Annotated in this window: 16 protein-coding genes, 1 tRNA gene and 1 pseudogene; 6 read left to right on the top strand and 12 right to left on the bottom strand. The window is 73.7% G+C overall.

Annotated features, from left to right (window positions below; genetic code table 11):
* Positions 1 to 179: 179 nt before the first annotated feature.
* Both RVR_RS17320 and RVR_RS17315 read right to left on the bottom strand, forming a co-directional pair.
* Positions 180 to 641 (bottom strand): PPOX class F420-dependent oxidoreductase, encoded by a 462-nt coding sequence (locus tag RVR_RS17320; protein WP_202234721.1) that lies wholly within the window; start codon positions 639 to 641, stop codon positions 180 to 182.
* Between the two features lie 422 nt (positions 642 to 1,063).
* Positions 1,064 to 1,999, bottom strand: coding sequence for an aldo/keto reductase (locus RVR_RS17315; RefSeq protein ID WP_202234720.1), 936 nt, complete (start codon positions 1,997 to 1,999; stop codon positions 1,064 to 1,066).
* A 60-nt stretch (positions 2,000 to 2,059) separates the two neighbouring features.
* On the opposite strand from RVR_RS17315, the gene RVR_RS17310 reads away from it, so the two are divergent.
* Entirely contained in the window at positions 2,060 to 2,257 is a 198-nt protein-coding gene (locus tag RVR_RS17310; RefSeq protein ID WP_202234719.1) for a hypothetical protein, read from the top strand.
* 106 nt (positions 2,258 to 2,363) lie between these two features.
* Here the strand turns inward: RVR_RS17310 and RVR_RS17305 are convergent, their stop codons facing one another.
* From RVR_RS17305 to RVR_RS17270, 8 genes are all read right to left on the bottom strand, one after another.
* The gene (locus RVR_RS17305) at positions 2,364 to 3,212 is read right to left on the bottom strand and encodes an RNA polymerase sigma factor SigF (protein WP_202234718.1); all 849 of its coding nucleotides are present in this window, start codon (positions 3,210 to 3,212) and stop codon (positions 2,364 to 2,366) included.
* 167 nt (positions 3,213 to 3,379) lie between these two features.
* A complete protein-coding gene (locus RVR_RS17300; protein WP_202234717.1) occupies positions 3,380 to 4,216 on the bottom strand; it encodes an RNA polymerase sigma factor SigF in 837 nt (278 codons plus the stop codon).
* Positions 4,217 to 4,455: 239 nt separating this feature from the next.
* Positions 4,456 to 4,749 carry a Dabb family protein gene (locus tag RVR_RS17295; RefSeq protein WP_202234716.1) on the bottom strand — a complete coding sequence of 98 codons (294 nt, stop codon included), beginning with the start codon at positions 4,747 to 4,749 and terminating at the stop codon, positions 4,456 to 4,458.
* Positions 4,750 to 4,775: 26 nt separating this feature from the next.
* Complete coding sequence (locus RVR_RS17290; protein WP_202234715.1) at positions 4,776 to 4,940, bottom strand: hypothetical protein; 165 nt, start codon at positions 4,938 to 4,940, stop codon at positions 4,776 to 4,778.
* A 257-nt stretch (positions 4,941 to 5,197) separates the two neighbouring features.
* Positions 5,198 to 5,287, bottom strand: a tRNA-Ser gene (locus tag RVR_RS17285).
* 31 nt (positions 5,288 to 5,318) lie between these two features.
* Entirely contained in the window at positions 5,319 to 5,753 is a 435-nt protein-coding gene (locus RVR_RS17280; protein WP_202234714.1) for a nucleoside deaminase, read from the bottom strand.
* A 62-nt stretch (positions 5,754 to 5,815) separates the two neighbouring features.
* Positions 5,816 to 6,367, bottom strand: a complete 552-nt coding sequence (locus RVR_RS17275; protein WP_202234713.1) for a tRNA adenosine deaminase-associated protein — start codon at positions 6,365 to 6,367, stop codon at positions 5,816 to 5,818.
* 281 nt (positions 6,368 to 6,648) lie between these two features.
* Entirely contained in the window at positions 6,649 to 6,894 is a 246-nt protein-coding gene (locus tag RVR_RS17270) for a hypothetical protein (RefSeq protein ID WP_202234712.1), read from the bottom strand.
* A gap of 136 nt (positions 6,895 to 7,030) precedes the next feature.
* On the opposite strand from RVR_RS17270, the gene upp reads away from it, so the two are divergent.
* On the top strand, positions 7,031 to 7,666 hold the full coding sequence (upp, locus tag RVR_RS17265) for a uracil phosphoribosyltransferase (protein WP_202234711.1): 636 nt from the start codon (positions 7,031 to 7,033) through the stop codon (positions 7,664 to 7,666).
* Positions 7,667 to 7,718: 52 nt separating this feature from the next.
* On the opposite strand, the gene RVR_RS17260 is transcribed toward upp, so the two are convergent.
* Together RVR_RS17260 and RVR_RS17255 are read right to left on the bottom strand one after the other, a co-directional pair.
* Positions 7,719 to 8,363: a LytR C-terminal domain-containing protein gene (locus RVR_RS17260; protein WP_202234710.1), complete on the bottom strand. Its 645-nt coding sequence runs from the start codon at positions 8,361 to 8,363 to the stop codon at positions 7,719 to 7,721.
* Positions 8,364 to 8,384: 21 nt separating this feature from the next.
* Positions 8,385 to 8,681 carry a type II toxin-antitoxin system VapB family antitoxin gene (locus RVR_RS17255; RefSeq protein WP_093712089.1) on the bottom strand — a complete coding sequence of 99 codons (297 nt, stop codon included), beginning with the start codon at positions 8,679 to 8,681 and terminating at the stop codon, positions 8,385 to 8,387.
* 111 nt (positions 8,682 to 8,792) lie between these two features.
* Here RVR_RS17255 and RVR_RS37660 point away from each other — a divergent pair, with 111 nt between their 5' ends.
* The 4 genes and pseudogenes from RVR_RS37660 to RVR_RS17240 all read left to right on the top strand — a co-directional run.
* A complete protein-coding gene (locus tag RVR_RS37660) occupies positions 8,793 to 10,472 on the top strand; it encodes an FUSC family protein (RefSeq protein ID WP_237404802.1) in 1,680 nt (559 codons plus the stop codon).
* The gene (locus tag RVR_RS37655; protein WP_237404801.1) at positions 10,469 to 11,014 is read left to right on the top strand and encodes a MarR family winged helix-turn-helix transcriptional regulator; all 546 of its coding nucleotides are present in this window, start codon (positions 10,469 to 10,471) and stop codon (positions 11,012 to 11,014) included. Before RVR_RS37660 ends, RVR_RS37655 begins: the two co-directional genes overlap by 4 nt.
* Before the next feature lie 145 nt (positions 11,015 to 11,159).
* The gene (locus RVR_RS17245) at positions 11,160 to 12,905 is read left to right on the top strand and encodes a SpoIIE family protein phosphatase (RefSeq protein WP_202234709.1); all 1,746 of its coding nucleotides are present in this window, start codon (positions 11,160 to 11,162) and stop codon (positions 12,903 to 12,905) included.
* 396 nt (positions 12,906 to 13,301) lie between these two features.
* Positions 13,302 to 13,694 (top strand): annotated as a pseudogene (locus tag RVR_RS17240) (DnaJ family domain-containing protein); the annotation flags it as partial.
* Positions 13,695 to 13,777: the final 83 nt, after the last annotated feature.

Here is a 13,777-nt window from a genome sequence, read left to right as displayed (position 1 = left end):
CGGTCGGGCCGCGGGAGCGAGCCCGCCGTCCGCGGCCCGCGGACCGGTCCTGCCGGTCCGCGGGCCGCCGCATGTCCGGGAGCCGCACGGGGGCGAGGGGGCGGGAGGCGGCGGCGCCCAGGCGTGGCGGTACCCGGAAAGGCGGTACGGGTGAGGCGGTGCCCAGGGTGCGGCGGTACTCAGGCGAGGCGCGCGGGGAAGCCTCCGGTGGCGATCGGGCCCCAGCGCTCCGGGGTGATCCGGATCAGGGACTTGCCCTGCCGGAGCATCGCCTCGCGGTACTCCGCCCAGTCCGGGTGCTCGCCGGAGATGTTCCGGAAGTACTCCACGAGGGGTTCGACGGACTCCGGCGCGTCCAGCACCTCGGCGCGGCCGTCGACCTGCACCCACGCGTCGTTGAAGGAGTCGGACAGCACGATCACGCTGACCCGGGGGTCGCGCCTGGCGTTGCGGGTCTTCGCCCGCTCGGGGTAGGTCGACACCACGATCCGCCCCGAGTCGTCCACCCCGCAGGTGAGCGGCGAGCCCTGCGGGCGGCCGTCCGCGCGGGTGGTGAGCAGGATCGCGTGGTGGCGCGGCCGGATGAACTCCAGCAGTTCGTCCAGGCCGACATGGGTGTTGGTGGCGATGTTGGGAGCCATGCCCGCACCCTACGCCGGAGCGCCGGGCCCGAGCTGGAGGCCGTACGGGTGCCAGGGGCCCTGCGAGCGCCGGGGACTGACGAGCGCCGGGGCGCACCGCGCGCGGGGCCGTGCCCGCCGCGGATGCCGCCTCGGCCGCGGGGCGGACCCGCGGCCGGTGTGGGGGTCCCGGCGGGCGGCCTCGGCCGTCCCCTGCTCCGGCCGCCGCCAGGACCCGTGACCCGTGCCGGACGACCCGACCTCTCCGCTGCGGGTACGTGCCGTCCGACCGGGAGTCGCACGCTCCCACGCGACCTCGCGCCCGCGCAGGTGATTGCCTGGAGCAACCGTAGGGACAGATGGTTGCACTGCGCAAGTGCTGGGGCCGGTGAGGGGGAGCACAGGGGCGCGCGGCGCGGCGCCGCCCGCCCCCTGCCGTCGGCTCAGGACGCGGCGGCGGTCAGCGCCGCCACCTCCTGCTCGGTCAGCTCCAGTTCGGCCACCGCGGTCAGCGAGGGCACCTGCTCCACCGTCCGCGCGCTGGCGATCGGCGCCACCACCGTCGGCTGCGCGGCCAGCCAGGCCAGCGCGACCGTGGCGACCTCGGCGCCGTGGGAGGCGGCCACCTCGTCGAGCGCCGCGAGGACCTTCGGACCGGAGGGCGTGTCGAGGAAGCCGGCGGCCCGCGCGGCCCGCGGGCTGTCCACCTGGGTGCCGGGGCGGTACTTGCCGGTGAGGAAGCCGGAGGCGAGGCCGTAGTAGGGCGCGGTGGACACGCCGCGGGCCGCCACGAGGTCCGCGAGCGGCCCCTCGAACTCCTCGCGCTCGACCAGGTTGTACTTGGGCTGGATGATCTCGTACCGCGCCAGGCCCTCGCGCTCGGAGAAGTCCAGGGAGGCGGCCAGCCGCTCGGTGGAGATGTTGGAGGCGCCGATCGCCCGGACCTTGCCCTCCTGCACCAGGGCGTCCAGCGCGGTGATGATCTCCTCGACGGGCACGTCGGTGTCGTTGCGGTGCGTGTAGTACAGGTCGATGTGGTCCACGCCGAGCCGGCGCAGCGACGCCTCGGCGCCCTTCTTGATCGTGTCGGCCCGCAGCCCCTTGTGGTCGGGGTGCATGCCGACCTTCGTGGCGATCACCACGTCGTCGCGGCGGCCGCGGCGGGCCAGCCAGGCGCCGAGGATGGTCTCCGACTCGCCGCCGGAGTTGCCCGGCACCCAGGCCGAGTACACGTCCGCGGTGTCGATGAAGTCGCCCCCGTGCCCGGTGAAGGCGTCGAGCACGGCGAAGGACTGTGCCTCGTCGGCCGTCCAGCCGAAGACATTGCCGCCGAGGGAGAGGGGGAAGACGTCGAGCGCTGAGTTGCCGATGCGTGCCATGTGGCACCAGAACAACCGGGGGGTGCGGGTTATTCCACGGACACGCTAGGGTCTGGCGGCATGTCGAACTCCTCGCCGAACCCTGAGAACAACTACGACCCGGCCGGCAGCACCCAGATGTTCCGCGCCTTCGTCGACGAGCAGCCGCCGCCCGCGCAGGTGCAGCAGGCCCAGAGCCGCAGCCGGGCGGGCCTGATCATCGGTGTCGTCGTGGTGCTGGTGGTGATCGTGGGAGTGGTCGCGCTCGCGATGAAGTAACGGCGACCACTCCCCTTCTCCGCCTCCGGCCCCCTGGTCGGCCTTCCTCCTCGCTCCCTGCGCGGACGGCCTCGTTCCTCGGCCGGCCACTCCGGGAGCTCGCTCGTCACGCCTCAGAGGTCAGCCCGATGCGGAGCTGGGCCAGGGTCCGGGTGAGCAACCGGGAGACGTGCATCTGGGAGATGCCGACCTCCTCGCCGATCTGCGACTGCGTCATGTTCGCGAAGAACCGCAGCATGATGATCTGGCGCTCCCGCGGGGGCAGTTGGGCCAGCAGGGGCTTCAGCGACTCGCGGTACTCCACGCCTTCGAGGGCGCTGTCCTCGTATCCCAGCCGGTCGGCCAGGGTGCCCTCGCCGCCGTCGTCCTCGGGCGGCGGGGAGTCCAGCGAGCTGGCGGTGTAGGCGTTGCCCACCGCCAGGCCGTCGACCACGTCCTCCTCGGAGACGCCGAGGCAGCCGGCCAGTTCGGCGACGGTCGGAGAGCGGTCCAGCTTCTGGGACAGCTCGTCGCTCGCCTTGGTCAGCGCCAGCCGCAGCTCCTGGAGCCGCCGCGGCACCCGCACCGACCACGAGGTGTCGCGGAAGAAGCGCTTCACCTCGCCGACGATGGTCGGCATCGCGAAGGTCGGGAACTCCACGCCGCGCTCGCAGTCGAACCGGTCGATCGCCTTGATCAGGCCGATCGTGCCGACCTGGACGATGTCCTCCATCGGCTCGTTGCGGCTGCGGAAACGGGCGGCGGCGTACCGCACCAGCGGGAGGTTCAGCTCGATGAGCGTGTCGCGGACGTAGGTGCGGTCCGGGCTGTCGACGGGAAGCTCCGCCAGCCGCAGGAAGAGCGAACGGGACAGCGTGCGGGTGTCGATGGCATCGCTGTGCACAGCGTCATGCGGTGCGTCAGCGTCGGTTGCGTCGGTACGAAGCACCTTGGGACTGCCCAACTGTACGGACATGCCACCCCCTTGAGGTCGCGGACGGGCGTCGCGAGCGACGGTTGTTCCTCCACTGGAATACCGGAGGACCGGCCGTCACAAACGCGCTATCCGCAGAATGTCACATGTCGGCAACACGCTGTAGCGTCATGTCGACTTATCTGTGCAGGTGGCTTGATCCCGTTGGGTTACGCTTCGAGCTGGTTTGCGGATCTGAGTCGGGCGAAGCTGCGCGACAGCAACCGGGACACGTGCATCTGGGAAACGCCCAGCTCGGCGCTGATCTGGGACTGCGTCAGGTTGCCGAAGTAGCGCAGCAGCAGGATGCGCCGCTCGCGCTCCGGCAGTTGCACCAGGAGGTGGCGGACCAGATCGCGGTGCTCGACGCCGTTGAGCGCCGGGTCCTCGTAGCCGAGCCGGTCCAGCAGCCCGGGGGCGCCGTCGCCCTCCTGGGCGGCCTCCAGCGAGGTGGCGTGGTAGGCGCGGCCGGCCTCCAGGCAGGCCAGCACCTCGTCCTCGGACAGCCGCAGCCGCTCGGCGATCTCCGCGGTCGTCGGCGAGCGGCCGTGCAGCACCGTCAGGTCCTCGATGGCGCCGCTGACCTGCACCCACAGCTCGTGCAGCCGGCGCGGCACGTGCACGGTGCGCACGTTGTCGCGGAAGTAGCGCTTGATCTCGCCGACCACCGTGGGCATCGCGAAGGTCGGGAACTGCACCCCCCGCTCCGGGTCGAAGCGGTCGATCGCGTTGATCAGGCCGATCGTGCCGACCTGGACCACGTCCTCCATCGGCTCGTTGCGGCTGCGGAAGCGCGCCGCGGCGTACCGCACCAGCGGCAGGTTCACCTCGATCAGCGCGGCCCGCACCCGGGCGTGCTCGGGTGTGCCCGGCTCCAGCCGCGCGATCTCCTCGAAGAGCACCTGGGTCAGCGCGCGTGCGTCGGCCGCGTTGCTGTTCGGCGTCCGCGTCCTCGCACGCGGATACGTCGTCGCCGGCGTTGACGCCGTACGGGCCGATACCGGCACACCACACCCCTTGTCGGTCCACTCCGGTTCGCTTGCGACGGCACCATCCGGCGAACGTCCGTCGAAACGTCGGGCAAAGCGGTCATAGCATCACAATTCATGTGTGCTTTGTGCAAGCACCGCATATTGCCGTGTTGTACGAACGGGCCGGGCGCGCGCCGGCACGACGAAGCCCCCCGCCGCGGACGGCGAGGGGCTCCGGGCCGGCGGCCGGGGGGCCGTGGCGAACGGGCGTGCGATCAGACCGGGTAGTCGGCGATGACCCAGGTGGCGAACTGCGACCACAGCGCGACCGCGGCCTGGTGCGCGGGGTGTTCGAGGTAGCGCGTCAGCGCGTCGGCGTCCGCGACGGAGGAGTTGATGGCGAAGTCGTAGGCGATCGGCCGGTCCGTCACGTTCCAGCCGCACTCCCAGTCCGCCACCTCCGGGATGAGCGCGCCGAGTTCGGCGAACACCCGGCCGCCCTCGACCACGCGCGCGTCGTCGCGTTCGACGCCCTCGTTCAGCTTGAACAGCACCAGGTGCCGGATCATCGCCACTCCTCGTCTTGCCCGCGGCCTCAGTTGGCCAGGTCGTGCATGAACTGCCCCAAGCTCTTGGCGGCGTTCGAGATCCCGACGAACCCCACCTGTACGAGATCGGCCGCCCGAGCCGGCTGGTCGATGATCGTGTAGAGCACGAAGATCACCAGCACGATGGTGGCGATCCTCCTCGCCTGCGCCATGCTCTTTGGCCTCCCCGGCAGCGACTCGGCCCGGCGGTCGCACCTGTGCAACCGCCGGATTCTATCCGTCGAACGGAGTAACCAGACGATCGGACAGCATCATCATCCGTAAAAACGATGATGATTGCGAGGCTTTCCCGGCGGTGGGCGGCGGGGCGGTCGGCGCGCCCGGTGGCGGCCGCGGGGGACGGGAACCGGGACGGGCACGGCGAGGGGCCCGACCGAACAACGGTCGGGCCCCTCGTCCTTGCAGCTCATGGCGGTAGCGGTGGGATTTGAACCCACGGAGGAGTTGCCCCCTCACACGCTTTCGAGGCGTGCTCCTTAGGCCGCTCGGACACGCTACCGAGAGAGAGCTTAGCCCACCGGGGGCCGTGGTCAGAAATCCCGGGGGCGGAAGAAGCGGGAGAGGAGGGTCGCGCTCGGTGCGGGCAGCACCTCGGCGATCACCTCGGGGCGGTGGTTGAGGCGGCGGTCGCGGACCAGGTCCCACAGGGAGCCGGCCGCGCCCGCCTTCGGATCGGCCGCGCCGTAGACCACCCGCGCCAGCCGGGACAGCACGATGGCGCCGGCGCACATGGTGCACGGCTCCAGCGTCACCGCCAGGGTGCAGCCGGTCAGCCGCCAGCCGCCCAGCGCGGCGGCGGCGCGCCGGATGGCCAGCACCTCCGCGTGGGCGGTCGGATCGCCGGTCGCCTCGCGCTCGTTGCGGGCACGGGAGAGCACCGACCCGTCGGGGGCCAGCACGACCGCGCCCACCGGTACGTCACCGGTGAGCGGGGCGTGCTCGGCCTCCGCCAGGGCGATCCGCATCGCGGGCACCCACGGGTCGCGCAGGACGTCGGGTCCGGCGCCGGCACCGGGATCGGGGTCGGTCAGCGGACGGCCTCCAGCACGTCGGCCGCGCCCAGGGCGTCGGCGATCTCGCCCAGTGCCTCACCGGTCAGGGCGCCGTCGCCGCTCAGCGCGAGCAGGTCGGCGGCGCTCATGCCCAGGTCGGCCAGCAGGCCGGTCTCGCCGAGCGGGCCGGTCGGCACATGGTCCTCCGCGAGGCCGGCCACGGCCTCCTCGTCGGTGTCGTCGGTGTCGCCGTCCTCGGTGCCGTCGAGGTCGACGAGGTCGTCGAGGTCGTCCGCGTTCCCCGGGTCGCGGCCCAGCACCTCGTCGGTGAGCAGGATCTCCCCGTACGAGCTGCGGGCGGCGGCGGCCGCGTCCGACACGTAGATCCTTGGGTCGTCCTCACCGTCGACGCGGATGACGCCGAACCAGGCGTCCTCCTGCTCGATGAAGACCAGGACCGTCTCCTCCTCCTCGCCTGCCGTACGAGCCAGTTCGCTCAGATCGGCGAGGGTTTCCACATCGTCGAGATCGGGTTCGCTCGCTTGCCAACCGTCCTCGGTGCGCGCGAGCAGTGCGGCGAAGTACACCGTGACTCTCCCACAGGTCTCGGGCCGTCCGGAACGGGTGGGCCCACCTTGCGGTTCATGAGGGTTTCATGACGGTCCCACCCACTCGGCATCGTGGCAGAAACACGGCCGTTGCGAGAGGTCTTCGCCACCGCGACGTGCCAGGACTTGGTCACTTCTCCGGAAAACCGCGATGTTGGCGGACCCCCGACCGGCCCCACGGCCACCCGACCGCTCGCCGTGGTGACGTTGCGCACATCGCGGGGGCCTCTCCCGGCCGGCGCCCGCGAGCGCCCAACGGGTCACCAGCGGAAGGTGCGCATCCGCATCTGCTGGCGCATCCGGGCGGCCCGCGCCCGCCGGGGCCGGACCCGGTCGCGCAGTTCCCTCGCCTCGTCCAGCTCGCGCAGGAACGCGGCCCGTTTGTGCCGCCGTTCCTGCTCCCGGTCGCGCTGGGTCGAGGCCGAGGCCGAGGCCGAAGCCGTAGCCGAGGCCGTAGTCCGCTCGCCGCGTCCGCCGCCGCTGCCGCGGCCCGTCGTGTCCGGCATGTGCCACCGTCCCCGCGTCTGTGTCGCGATTCCTCCGGAACCTTCCCCCGAAGGTGCGGTTTACCCGTCCCCGCCCGCAGAGGGCGCGGGTGACGGAGGCGGGGTGCACGGCGGGGCCGCCGGATACAGTCCTCCCATGCGTCTCCACGTTGTCGACCACCCGCTGGTCGCGCACAAGCTCACCGCCCTGCGCGACCAGCGCACCGACTCGCCCACCTTCCGCCGGCTCGCCGACGAACTCGTCACGCTGCTCGCCTACGAGGCGACCCGTGACGTGCGCACCGAGCAGGTCGACATCGTGACACCGGTCGCGCGGACCACGGGCGTGCGGCTGTCCTACCCCCGGCCGCTCGTGGTGCCGATCCTGCGCGCCGGGCTGGGCATGCTCGACGGCATGGTCCGGCTGCTGCCCACCGCCGAGGTCGGCTTCCTCGGCATGGTCCGCGACGAGGACACGCTCCAGGCCAGGACGTACGCCACCCGCATGCCCGAGGACCTCTCCGGCCGCCAGGTGTACGTGGTGGACCCCATGCTGGCCACCGGCGGCACCCTGGTCGCGGCGATACGGCTGCTCATCGCCCGCGGGGCCGACGACGTCACCGCCCTCTGCCTGCTCGCCGCCCCCGAGGGCGTCGAGGTGATGGAGCGTGAACTCGCGGGCAAGCCCGTCACCGTCGTGACCGCCGCGGTCGACGAGCGGCTGAACGAGCAGGGCTTCATCGTCCCCGGCCTCGGCGACGCCGGCGACCGCCTCTACGGCACGGTCGGCTAGGGCCGGTCCGGCAGGATCCGCCGGACCGGCCCCAGCCGCCGGGAGGGGCGGCTCAGTCCTGGGGCGCGCAGCTCTGCTTGGGAGCCGGGGGGTTGGCCGCGGTGACCCGGGCCTCCGCCGCCTGGGTCGGAGTCGCCAGCTTCGCGAAGGCGTTGCCGATGAGCACGTCGACCGTACTGCCCTTGCGCTTGGGGTCGATCGTGACGGTGGAGCCGACCACCTGGGTGCCCGCCTCGCGGGCGGCCGCCTCCCCGCCGGGCCCGGAGATGATCAGCGCGGACTGCGCGACCTTCGCGTTGTACGGGTCGGGCGCGTTCCCGAACTTCGCCACCTTGAAGCCGCGCGCGGCGAGCTGGTCGGCGGTGGTCTTCGCGAGCCCGCCGCGGGTGGTCGCGTTGAGGACGTTCATCGTGACGTGCGCCGGCTGCGGCAGGGCCAGTGGCTTGGAGGCCACCGGACTGGCCGAGGGCGAGCAGGACGGACGGCTCGGCGCGGCCCGTGCGGTGCTCTTGCCGCCGTCACCGCCGAAGACGTGGAAGAGCTGCACGGCCCCCCAGCCGAAGAGGCCGAGGACGACCACCGCGGCGACCAGGACGGCCACGAACCGGCCGCGCCGCTTGGGCGGGCGCATTCGCGGATAGGCGTTTCCCGTGACCCGGTACTTCCCGCCCATCCCGGAGGGGGTCAGCATGCTCATGAGCGCAGCGTAAGCGGATTGTCAGTCCATCTCCAGGACCCGGGCGTGGAGCACTTGGCGCTGTTGCAGCGCCGCGCGCACCGCCCGGTGCAGGCCGTCCTCCAGGTAGAGGTCGCCCTGCCACTTCACGACGTGGGCGAAGAGGTCGCCGTAGAAGGTGGAGTCCTCCGCCAGGAGCGTCTCCAGGTCGAGCTGTCCCTTGGTGGTCACCAACTGGTCCAGCCGCACGGGACGGGGGGCGACGTCCGCCCACTCACGCGTGCTGACCCGGCCGTGGTCCGGGTACGGCCGCCCGTTTCCGATGCGCTTGAAGATCACACGGAAAGCCTACCGGCCCCGCTCGTCCGGGCGCAGCCTCGACGCAGGGATGGCGTCCGGCCGCGGCATGAGTTTTTGTTTTCCAGGTAAAACACTTGGTAAGTTTGTCGTATGAGCAAAACCGTCCTCCCTCCGCACGGGCCGCGCCGGCTGCCCACCGCCGGGGTGCTGCGGCTGGGTCGGACGTCGGACATCTGGTTCAAGCCGGCGGTCAGCGCGGTCGTCGCCTCGGCCGTCCCCAACGTGATCCTGCTCTGCCTGGACCGGCTTGACCTGGCGGTGTACACCATGGCCGGCTCGCTCTGCGCGACCTACGCGCACAACCGGCCGTACGCCAACCGGGCCAGGACCATGGTCGGCGTCATCATCGGCATGGTCGCGGGGCTCGCCACGGCCCTCGTCACGTCCTCCCTCGTGGACGGCACCATGGCGCTGATCACCGTCGGCGCGCTGCTCGCCGCGGTGCAGAAACTGCTCTGCGACGCCACCAGGATCGGCCCGCCCGCACACGTGATCTTCACGTTCATCAGCTCGGCGGCCCTGTTCGTGCCCCAGCGGATCGGCCAGGTGCCGGGTCACCTCGCCCTCACCCTGGGCGCGGCGGCCCTCGCCTACCTGGTGAGCATGGCGCCCGGGCTGTTCCGCCCGCAGGGCCCCGAGCGGCGCGCGGTCCGCGGCGCGCTGCGGGCCACCGCCCGCTACGCCGGGCTGCCGGCCGGGGACCCCGAGACCGGGCCCGCCCGCGACGCCGCGGCCGCCGCCATCCAGATCGGCTGGCAGAACCTGCTGCTCAGCGGGCGGCGCACCGAGGACCGGCGGGCCCTGGAGCGCCTGCTGATCCGGGCCGAGATCGTCCTCGCCAGCCCGACCGCGCCCGACGCCGGCCTGCTCGCCGGATGGGCCGACCGGCTGCGCGGCACCGGACCGGTCCCGCGGCCGGCCGACCCGGGCGGCGACACCGACCTGCTCGGCGTCGAGGTGGAGCACGCCTTCCCCGGGCCGTCCCTGCTGCGCCGGATGCGCCCGGGCGGCCTGCTCCTGCCGGTCGCCGTCCGCACCTTCGCCGGCTGCGCGCTGGCCGGCTACGTCTCGTTCGGCCTCGGCGTCGGGCGTCCCTACTGGGCCATCGTCACCGCGGCCGCCGTCTCCCAGGCCAACGTCAGCCAGTCCTGGCGGCGCAGCATCCAGCGGGTGGTCGGCAACGTGGTCGGCGTGCTGGTCTTCGTGGCGGTCACCCCGCTGACCGACACCGGCAGCACCGCCCTGGTGCTGGTCGCCCTGGCGTTCAACTTCGCGGCCGAGGCGTTCATGCCCCGCAACTACTGGCTGGGCAGCATCTGCGTGACCCCGATGGCCCTGCTGATCGTGGAGTTCGCCCGGCCCCAGTCGGCCGGTGTGCTGCTCACCGACCGGGTGGTGGACACCCTGGTCGGCGCCGTCGTCGGGATGCTGGCCGCGATGGCGGTGGTCACCCGCCGCCCCGGCCGGATCCTGGCGGTGGCGCTGAGCGGTGCCCGCGCCGCCCAGCAGGACGCGCGGCGCGTGCTCGCCGACCCGCAGCCCGACCCGGCCAGGCTGGAGGCCGCCAGGCGGCGGCTGACCTTCGCGCTGGTCGAACTGCGCGAGGTACGGGACATCGCGGCCGGCGAGTGGTGGCAGGCCCCGCTGCCCGAGCAGGACGTGCTGGCCGTCCAGCGCGGCGGACACCGTACGCTCGCCGAGACGGTGCGCGCCCAGGGGCTCGGGAACGGCGGCACCGCGGCGGACACCGGAGGGGGCGCGGCGGCATGACGGCAGCGGGCGACGGCGGAGCGGCCGGGGACGCGGTGGCGGGGGACACGGTGGCCGGGGTGGTCCGCCAGTGGCGGGCCGTCCGGCCCGACCTGGACACCGGCCCGATCGAGGTCATCGGCCGGATCAACCGCTGCGCGGCCCTGCTCCAGCACGCGGAGGACGCCCCGCTGCGCCGGGCCGGCCTGACCCGTGCCGAGTTCGACCTGCTCAGCGCCCTGCGGCGGACCGGTCACGAGCTGACCCCCGGCGAGCTGGCCCGGGAGACCTTCTCCTCGGGCGCGGCCGTGACCAAGCGGCTGAAGCTGCTGGTGGAGCGCGGCTGGGTGGACCGCCGCAGCGACACCCGGGACCGCAGGGTCGCCCGGGTGCGGCTCACCCGCGGCGGCCGGGAGCTGATCGACACGGTCATGCCCGAGCAGTTGCGGTACGAGACCGCCGCGCTCTCCGGCCTGCCGGACGGCGACCGGCGGCAGGTCGCGACCCTCCTCGCCGAACTGCTGGTCCAGCTCGAAGGACGGCTCGGGCTGCCCCGCGCCTGACCCGCCCCGCCGCCCCGCCCCCCGACCGGGCCCGCTTTCCACTCCCCGCCTGATCCGTGGCCCCGTCCGCCCCGCCCCGCGCCCGAATCGCCGATCGGCCGACCTGCGGGCAGGGTGGACGTACGACCCGCAGGAGGGACCAGCCATGCAGCCCGACGGTCCGGCGCCCGGCAGCCCCGTGTGGCAGGCGCTGCTGGAGGGCACGCAGGCCGGGGTCGCGCTGCTCGGCCCCGACCTGCGGTACCTGTACGTGAACCCGGCGCTGGCCCGGATGAACGGCGTCGAGGTCGAGGCGCACGCCGGGCGGCGGATCGCGGACATCGTGCCCGGGGTCGACATCGACGAGGAGCTGTTCCGGCAGGTGCTGGCCGACGGCCGGCCGCGCGAGCTGACCTCCAGCGGGCAGACCCGGGCGGGTTCCGCCCACGCCCGGCGGCACTGGCGCGGCTGCTGCCACCGGGTCACGGACACCGGCGGCCGGGTCCTGGGCGTCGGCCTGGTGCTGCTGGAGGTGAGCGAGGACCAGGAGACGCGGCGGGAACTGGAACGGACCAGGGAGCGGCTGCTCGTCCTGGACGCGGCGGCGATGCGGATCGGCTCCACCCTGGAGATGGAGCCGACCTGCCAGGAGTTGGCGGACCTGCTGGTCGAGGTGCTGGCGGACGCCGCGATGGTGGAGGTGCTCTCCAGCGGCGAGCAGGACGGCCACCGCCCGCCGCCCGACGGCACCGTCCGGCTGCGCCGCTCCGCCCTCAGCGCCGGCCCGTCGCTGCGCGCGGTCGCGGCGGGCCTGGGCGAGCCGGGCGAGTACCTCGACTGCCAGCCCGGCTCGGCGATCCCGCGCTGCCTCCGCACGGGCCGGCCGATCGTGCTGAACCTGCTGTCCGACGACGAGATGAGCCGGTCCGCGCCGAGCACCGGACACGTGCCGTTCTACCGCTCGGCCGGCATCCACTCCGGCCTGATCGTGCCGCTGGCCGCGCGCGGCGAGCAGATCGGCACGGTCTCGATGGTCAGGGCGGGGGCGTCGCCCGCCTTCGACGAGGAGGACGTCGCCGTCGCCCGCGCGCTGGCCGAGCGGGCCGCGATCAGCCTGGACAACGCCCGCCGCTACACCCGCGAGCACGGCATCGCGGTGGAGTTGCAGCGTGCGCTGCTGGCCGTGCCCGGCGCCCCGAACCCGCGGGTCGACACCGCCACCCGCTACCTGCCGGCCGGCGCCGACGATTTGGTCGGCGGCGACTGGTTCGACACGCTCGCGCTGCCCGGCGGGCTGACGCTGCTGGCGATGGGGGACGTGATGGGCCACGGCGTCGGCGCCGCGGTCGAGATGAGCCACTACCGCTCCATGCTGCGGGTCGGCGCCGGTGAGGGCGACGCGCCGGACCGGGTGCTGCGCCGGATCGACCGGCTGCTCGCGGCCGGCGGCGTGGAGCGGCCCGCGACCTGCCTGCTGGGCATCGCCGACCCGCTGCGCGGCGCCGCCTGGTTCTCCAGCGCCGGCCACCTGCCGCCCGCCCTGGTCGCCCCCGACGGCCGCGTGTCGCTGCTCGACGTGCCGCCCGGCCCGCCGCTGGGCGCGGACCTCGGCGGACGGTACGAGACGGTGTACCAGCCCTGGCCGCCCGGGCACACCCTGCTGCTGTACACCGACGGGCTGGTGGAGCGGCGGGGCGAGGACATCGACACGTCGCTGGCACGGCTGGCCGGGCTGCGGCTCCCGCCCGAGGGCGCCCCGTCGGCGGAGGGGGCCGTGCCGGCGCGCGCGGGAGGAGGGTCGCTCGACGCGCTGCTGGCCCGGGTGGTGCACCGGCTCGCGCCGGACGCGGCCGAGGACGACGTGGCCCTGCTGGCCGCCCGGGCCGTCCCCGAGCCCGGACCCCGCCGCTGAGGTCAGGGGGCGCCGCGATTCGGGGCCGGGCGGCGCGGCTGCCGGGCGACTCCCCCCGCGGTGCCGGGGCGAACTCCCGCGCCGTGCCGTGATGGACCTGAAGCGCTGCCGCGGTGGACCTGAGCACGGGGTAAGCCCCGAACTCCTGGGGGCGTGACCCTTACCGGCCGCCTGTCCGGCGGATCCTGCCGGGCTCGCGGCGCCCGGCACCGCACCTCCCTGCGTTGTCGAATCACCCACGTACGACCCGGTACGCGGATGATTCTCCGCCTTGCGATGCACGGCACCGGACCCCGCGAGCTCGACCGGCACGATCCGCCGGACAGGCCCTAGCCTCGAAGGTGCGCGCCGCCGCTGCCCGGCGACCCCGAGTCGAGGCGTACCGAGGAGTGACCCATGACCGAACGCAAGCCGCCCGGTGTGTCCTTCGAGACGTGGGCGGACCGGCAGATCCGCGAGGCGGAGGAGCGCGGCGCCTTCGCCGACCTGCCCGGCCGCGGCAGACCGCTGGCCTCGCTCGACGCCCCCTACGACGAGCTGTGGTGGGTCAAGGGCAAGATGCGGCGCGAGGGGCTGTCCTTCCTGCCGCCGTCGCTGGTGCTGCGCAAGGAGGCTGAGGACGCCGCCGCGGCCGTCGCCGAGGCGCGCTCCGAGCGGCAGGTGCGGCGGATCCTCACGGCGGTCAACGAGAAGATCGAGGCCGCGATCCGCCGCCCGCCGCCCGGCCCGCCGCTGAACGTGCGGCCGTTCGACGTCGAGCAGGCCGTCGCGGACTGGCGTGCGCGCCGCGCGGACGGCGCCGGGGGCGGCGTCGACGGCGGAGCTGACGGCGGCGGCACCGGCTCCCCCCGGGCCGGCGGCCGCCCTGGGGC

The sequence above is a fragment of the Streptomyces sp. SN-593 genome (genome assembly GCF_016756395.1).
Taxonomy (GTDB): domain Bacteria; phylum Actinomycetota; class Actinomycetes; order Streptomycetales; family Streptomycetaceae; genus Actinacidiphila; species Actinacidiphila reveromycinica.
Note: the sequence above shows the minus strand (reverse complement) of the source record. Positions and strands in the feature narration are given on the sequence as shown.

Bases quoted from the DNA above. Each gene is read 5' to 3' on its own strand.
- RVR_RS17280 (WP_202234714.1), bottom strand. From the start codon at position 5,753: ATGCGGATCGCCCTGGCGGAGGCCGAGCACGCCCCGCTCACCGGTGAC.
- RVR_RS17270 (WP_202234712.1), bottom strand. From the start codon at position 6,894: ATGCCGGACACGACGGGCCGCGGCAGCGGCGGCGGACGCGGCGAGCGG.
- RVR_RS17305 (WP_202234718.1), bottom strand. From the start codon at position 3,212: ATGTCCGTACAGTTGGGCAGTCCCAAGGTGCTTCGTACCGACGCAACC.
- RVR_RS37660 (WP_237404802.1), top strand. From the start codon at position 8,793: ATGAGCAAAACCGTCCTCCCTCCGCACGGGCCGCGCCGGCTGCCCACC.
- RVR_RS17260 (WP_202234710.1), bottom strand. From the start codon at position 8,363: ATGAGCATGCTGACCCCCTCCGGGATGGGCGGGAAGTACCGGGTCACG.
- RVR_RS17315 (WP_202234720.1), bottom strand. From the start codon at position 1,999: ATGGCACGCATCGGCAACTCAGCGCTCGACGTCTTCCCCCTCTCCCTC.
- RVR_RS17290 (WP_202234715.1), bottom strand. From the start codon at position 4,940: ATGGCGCAGGCGAGGAGGATCGCCACCATCGTGCTGGTGATCTTCGTG.
- RVR_RS17295 (WP_202234716.1), bottom strand. From the start codon at position 4,749: ATGATCCGGCACCTGGTGCTGTTCAAGCTGAACGAGGGCGTCGAACGC.
- RVR_RS17320 (WP_202234721.1), bottom strand. From the start codon at position 641: ATGGCTCCCAACATCGCCACCAACACCCATGTCGGCCTGGACGAACTG.
- upp (WP_202234711.1), top strand. From the start codon at position 7,031: ATGCGTCTCCACGTTGTCGACCACCCGCTGGTCGCGCACAAGCTCACC.
- RVR_RS17310 (WP_202234719.1), top strand. From the start codon at position 2,060: ATGTCGAACTCCTCGCCGAACCCTGAGAACAACTACGACCCGGCCGGC.
- RVR_RS17245 (WP_202234709.1), top strand. From the start codon at position 11,160: ATGCAGCCCGACGGTCCGGCGCCCGGCAGCCCCGTGTGGCAGGCGCTG.
- RVR_RS37655 (WP_237404801.1), top strand. From the start codon at position 10,469: ATGACGGCAGCGGGCGACGGCGGAGCGGCCGGGGACGCGGTGGCGGGG.